Source organism: Pyxidicoccus fallax (genome assembly GCF_012933655.1).
In the GTDB taxonomy this organism is placed as follows: Bacteria; Myxococcota; Myxococcia; order Myxococcales; family Myxococcaceae; genus Myxococcus; species Myxococcus fallax.
Genome location: NZ_JABBJJ010000604.1, coordinates 1 through 3,530, shown reverse-complemented (window position 1 = coordinate 3,530; position 3,530 = coordinate 1). Strand labels below are relative to the sequence as shown.

Here is a 3,530-nt window from a genome sequence, read left to right as displayed (position 1 = left end):
GGGGTGGGCTCCGCCGGTGGCGGGGCTGCGGCCGGGGCAGTCTGGAGGGCCTCCGCGGGGCCCGCCATTTTCTGACCGACTGCGGTGGTTGCCTCGAACCCCACCTGCACAGTAGTGTTCCCCCATGCTCCCGATGCACGAGCCCCCAGCATTGTCAGGCCGGCCACGGTGGCGAGGCCGGCCGCCGCGACCAGCGCCCGACGGCGCCTCGGGTACACGCGGCGCGCCTTGCCCTCCAGCAGGGCCTTGCCGGGGGACGCGTGGGGGACGGGCTTCGGAGGGGGCCGCACGAGCCCGACCAGCTCGTCCCACAGGCGCAGGAGCTTCGCCCGGGCGAGCGAGGGCGGCCGGTGGGTGTGGGTCGGCCAGAGGGGACGGCGGGTTCGGCGGGCGTGGGCGGAGGTGGCTTCGGCGGGAACGGCCTCATGCCACTCGAAGAGGGGCGCCTCCCAGGCCTCATGCGGGTGCTCGCGCAGGGCCAGCCCCAGGGCTTCATGGAGCTGGGCGCCGGTCTCGAAGCGGCGGTCGGGGGCCTTCTCCAGGAGGCGGAGGATGACGGCGTCGAGCGCGGTGGGGACGCGGGGGTTCACGGCGGAGGGCGCGGGCGGCTGCTGGGAGGCGATGGCGGCGTACAGCACGTCGGTGGGCCACTCGGGGGAGAACGGGTAGTGGCCGGTGGCGGCGCGGTAGAGGCAGACGCCGAGCGCGTAGAGGTCATCAGAGGTGGTGGCGACGTAGCGGGCCTCCGGGCGCCGCCAGTGGCGCTGGTGGTAGCGGACGGCCTCGGGGCTGCGCAGGTGGAGGGTGCCCGGCGGCAGGGGCCCGGTGGTGAGGGTGGGCGCGCCGGCGTAGTCGCCCGAGCCCAGGTCGATGAGGACCGGGTCTCCGTGGGGGCCGCGCATGAGGATGTGCTCGGGCTTGAGGTCGCGGTGCTGCACGCCCGCGACGTGCAGGGCATCCAGGATGAGGGACAGGCGGCGCGCGGCGTCCGCGAACTGCTGGAAGGAGGGATTGTGCAGGTCGGCCCAGAGGTGGAGGGCGGGTCCGGGCACCCAGTCCATGACGAAGAAGAAGTGACCGCTGACGACGTCCGGCCAGCGGCCACAGGCGTGGACGGCCACCACGTGCGGGTGGACGGCCTTGTCCATCAGCAGGGTGAGCTCGCGGCGGGAGCGGGGCTCGTAGGGCTCGCGCGACAGCTTCAGCGCGAAGTAGCGGCCCGGGTCGTACGTGGTCTCCACCTTGTAGACGGCGCCATAGCCGCCGGCGCCCAGCCGTTCGAGGAGGCGCCAGCAGCCGCCCACCACCGTGCCGGGGGGCAGCGCGTCCGGGTTCACCTTGGGGATGTCCGAGCTCATGGCCGTGGTAGGTCTCCTGCGTTTCCATCAACCTAGCAGGTTGAGCGGGCTTGTGGAGACCTGGTGTGTTCTGTCACTGATGGAGGACGTCGCCGGTTGAGTCGTCCGGCGGACGTTCCAGGAGAGGTTGACGATGAACGAGACCTGGTACGCGGGTGCGTATTGGCTGGGACGGAAGGAGTCCGCCGAGGCGTGTGCGCGGCGGGCGGAGACCTTCTTCCGCTCGGTGGGGCGGTGCGACCCGTCGTGGTCGAGGTGGTGCGAGGCGGCGGAGTCGTTCGAGGCGTCGAGGCTGCTGCCCTTCGAGCCGGACGTGGCGAACCTGACGCGGATGTTCGGGCGGCGGGAGAACCAGGAGCCCGGGGACGGGGTGAGCCTGTGGGCGTGGGCGGGCGAGCGCCGGGACGAGGTGACGGGCGTGAGCCTGCGGTGTGGCTCGGCGTCACACCAGACGTCGGCGGTGTGCCTGCTGAAGCCGCCGTCCTACGGGCCGGTGGCGGAGCGGGTGGTGAGCGCGGGCGTGATGAAGGCGGTGCTGAGGAGCATGGCGGTGGCGTGGGAGCCGGAGTGGGCGGTGGCCACGTCGGACAATCATCGGGACATGGTGTCGGGCCGGGCCCGGGCCGGCACGTTCGTGGGGTGGATGATGTACTTCTCTCGTAGGCGGGGCGAGGTGCCCCCGTTGCCGAAGCCCGTGGAGGTGGAGCCGGTGGAGGGGCTGGGCACGCTGGTGGTGCTGACTCCCGACCGGTTCAGTGCCTCCAATCCCGAGCACGTGGAATTGGCCGAGCAGGTCCGCGAGGCCCTGCGGTGCGCGAAGCTGCTGGGCGCGCTGCGGCCGTGGAGGCCGTCGACGTACTCGGGGCGCTGACGGGGAGTGGCGTCCGGGGTGGGGCGCTGACTAGGGTCGCCGGCGCATGCTCCCCCTCCTGCGCTGGTTGTCCCCGGACGAGGCCACCACCTATCTGCGCCCCTACAAGGGCTTCAGGACCCGGGGCGCCCGGCTGGGCATGGACGTGGACCCCCAGGTCCTCGCGCACGGCTTCAACAAGAGCGGCGCCGGGGTGTTCTCCGGCGGGCGCGTTCCATCGCTCGCCCTGGAGAACCCCAAGAGGTCGACCTTCATCGAGGGGGACCTCATCGTCGACGGGTGGCTCGAGAACCCGGGCGGGCTCGTCTTCGTGCGCGGCAACCTCGTCGCGCAGACGCTCTACACGAGCGGCTATCTCATCGTCCTCGGCGAGCTCCGCGTCCGGCGCCTGTTCGGCGAGGATGAGCCGCACGGCACCTACGTCTTTGGCGACGCGTACGTCGAGAGCGCCTTCCTCTCCCACAACCATCACTTCGACGTGTGGGGCCGGGTCGCGCCAGGCGTGGTGCTCGAGAGCGAGAACGGGCACCGGCTCTCCGAGTGGGGCGTGGGCTCCGGCCCCCGGTGGGAGGACACCCTCGATGACGTCCGGCACGGCCTGCGCGCCCTCGCCGAGCGGTGGGGCCCTGTGCCCGAGGATTGGGCCTCGCGCCGCTACACCCTGAAGCCGGAGGAGGTCGCCGAGGCCGAGCGGCTCCAGGTACTCAGGCCCCCCGTCCTCACGGAGCTGGAGGAGTGGCTCCGCACCACGGAGCTCACCCAGCGGCAGCAACTGGAGGAACTGCGCGCCCGCTGGCTCCCCCGGCTGGGCGACGCGGCCGTCCGCCCGGAGGCCGCGCGGCTAATTCGCAAGGCTCTCAACTCGAAGAAGCTCACCGGCGAACGGGACGCCCTGCTGAAGGCGCTCGAATAGCCGCCCGGCCGCGGCCTCCCGGGCGGGCGTGCGTCCGAGGCCCCGCCCCGATGTGCGCCCCAGGACGCCCGCCCGGCCTTCCCGGAAAGAAGCCGTGCACCGGACGGTGTCTATGGGTATAGACAGGCCCACATGTGCCCCATGGTGAAAACCGAGGATTTGATTGACGCCCAGGGCGTGGCGGGGCTCCTGCGCTTGAGCCACGCCAACAGCGTCAGCACCTATCTGCGCCGCTATCCGGACATGCCGCGGCCCGTGCTGGATTTGGGGGCCGGACGCCCCCGGCTCTGGCTCCGCCCGCAGGTGTTGCGCTGGTTGCGCAGCCGCCAGTCCGAGCCGCTCAGCGTTGGAGACGATTCATGACGACCGCCGTTCCCCCCCGTACCCC

4 protein-coding genes are annotated in these 3,530 nt (G+C 72.1%); 3 read left to right on the top strand and 1 reads right to left on the bottom strand.

Going from position 1 to position 3,530, the window contains the following annotated elements; all coding sequences use genetic code 11:
• On the bottom strand, positions 1 to 1,358 hold a 1,358-nt coding region (locus tag HG543_RS52415), incomplete at its 3' end, for a serine/threonine protein kinase (protein ID WP_169352483.1).
• Between the two features lie 133 nt (positions 1,359 to 1,491).
• Here HG543_RS52415 and HG543_RS52410 point away from each other — a divergent pair.
• The 3 genes from HG543_RS52410 (at position 1,492) to HG543_RS52400 (ending at position 3,505) form a co-directional block, all read left to right on the top strand.
• Positions 1,492 to 2,229, top strand: a complete 738-nt coding sequence (locus HG543_RS52410; protein ID WP_169352482.1) for an immunity 52 family protein — start codon at positions 1,492 to 1,494, stop codon at positions 2,227 to 2,229.
• 46 nt (positions 2,230 to 2,275) lie between these two features.
• Positions 2,276 to 3,142: a hypothetical protein gene (locus tag HG543_RS52405; RefSeq protein ID WP_169352481.1), complete on the top strand. Its 867-nt coding sequence runs from the start codon at positions 2,276 to 2,278 to the stop codon at positions 3,140 to 3,142.
• 141 nt (positions 3,143 to 3,283) lie between these two features.
• Positions 3,284 to 3,505, top strand: coding sequence for a hypothetical protein (locus HG543_RS52400; RefSeq protein ID WP_169352480.1), 222 nt, complete (start codon positions 3,284 to 3,286; stop codon positions 3,503 to 3,505).
• Positions 3,506 to 3,530 lie beyond the last annotated feature (25 nt).